Origin of the sequence: Synechococcus sp. H55.11 (assembly GCF_047462475.1) — a bacterium.
Classification (GTDB): Bacteria; Cyanobacteriota; Cyanobacteriia; order Thermostichales; family Thermostichaceae; genus Thermostichus.
The window spans coordinates 32,558-34,029 of sequence record NZ_JANSJI010000287.1; the positions used below are offsets into that span (position 1 = coordinate 32,558).

General features: G+C 62.1%; 1 protein-coding gene and 1 pseudogene. One reads left to right on the forward strand and one right to left on the reverse strand.

The window, feature by feature from the left end; all coding sequences use genetic code 11:
- Positions 1-1,088, reverse strand: a 1,088-nt coding sequence (gene trpB, locus NW853_RS11575; RefSeq protein WP_414349081.1) for a tryptophan synthase subunit beta, incomplete at its 3' end; no start/stop codon positions are given.
- A 189-nt stretch (positions 1,089-1,277) separates the two neighbouring features.
- Here trpB and NW853_RS11580 point away from each other — a divergent pair.
- Positions 1,278-1,472: pseudogene (locus NW853_RS11580) on the forward strand (hypothetical protein); the annotation flags it as partial.

Sequence of the window (1,472 nt, forward strand, 5' to 3'; positions counted from 1 at the left end):
AGGCGCGACAGCAGCAGCAGCGCTTCCACCGCCTCGTCGTCGGTAACCGCGTAGTACTCGGCCCGCCCAATCTCTTTTAGGTAGCTGTGCTCCGGCCCTACGCCAGGGTAATCCAGGCCGGCGCTGATGGAATGGGCCTCCTGCACCTGGCCTTCCTCGTCCTGCAGCAGGTAGCTCATGGCCCCGTGCAGGACCCCAATACGACCGCGGCTGAGGGTGGCGGCGTGGCGGGATGTGTGCAAACCCTCCCCGGCAGCCTCAATACCGATCAGCCGCACCTGAGGATCGCGGATAAACTCGTTGAACAGGCCCAGGGCATTGGAGCCGCCGCCCACACAGGCCAGCAACACGTCCGGCAACCCTCCCCATTTCTCCTGACACTGCTGCCGCGTCTCCTGGCCAATGACATCGTGAAAGGCCCGCACCAGCTTCGGGTAGGGGTGGGGCCCGGCCACCGTGCCAATGACGTAGTGGGTGGTCTCCACATGGGTTACCCAGTCGCGGATGGCCTCGGAGAGGGCATCTTTGAGGGTGGCCGTGCCGGCTTCCACCCCGCGCACCTCAGCGCCCAACAGGCGCATCCGCTGCACGTTGGGGGCCTGCCGCTCCATGTCCAGCGCCCCCATGTAGATGACGCATTCCAGGCCGAAGCGGGCGCACACCGTTGCCGTGGCCACCCCATGTTGGCCGGCGCCGGTCTCGGCGATGATCCGCCGCTTGCCCATGCGCACCGCCAGCAGCACTTGGCCGAGGGCGTTGTTGATCTTGTGGGCGCCGGTGTGGTTGAGGTCTTCCCGTTTGAGGTAGATCTGGGGGCCGCCGTAGTGTTCGGTAAGCCGCTGGGCAAAGTAAAGCGGGCTGGGCCGCCCGACAAAATCCCGCAACAAGCTGTGCAACTCGGCGCGAAACTCGGGATCCTGCCAGTGCCGCTCAAAGGCTTCCTCCAGCTCCGTCAGGGCGCTCATCAGGGTTTCCGGTACAAAGCGGCCCCCAAACGGCCCAAACCGGCCCTGGGGATCCGGGCGCACCTGCGGGTCAAGGGGATCCCAAGCAACAGCGTGGGCAGCAGCAAGAGGAGTTGAGGTCATGGCAAATCTGTTGGTGCGGGCTGGGCGGCCGGCAATAGGAGACAGGCCTTCCTATTTTACAAAAGTCGGAAACGCGGGAAGGCGACTATTTGCCGCCCTAGAGGGTGGGATCCCGCCAAAACCGGCTTTGAATAGGGGACTTCCAGGGATCTTTAGGATGAGGCCGTCTGATTTTGGGGAGCGGCCTTTATGGACAAGCATCTGCAAGAGTTGCTCCAGCAAGAAGATCAAAAGCGCATAGACGAAGAACTACGCCGCACCTATGCCCTTTCTCAAAAGTCTCAGGGAGTGGCAATCTTTTTGTCGTTATTGCTGGCTTTTGCAGCCTACATTTATACGCGGCGATGGAAAGCGCTGATGGTCTTTTTGGGGTGGTGCATTTTT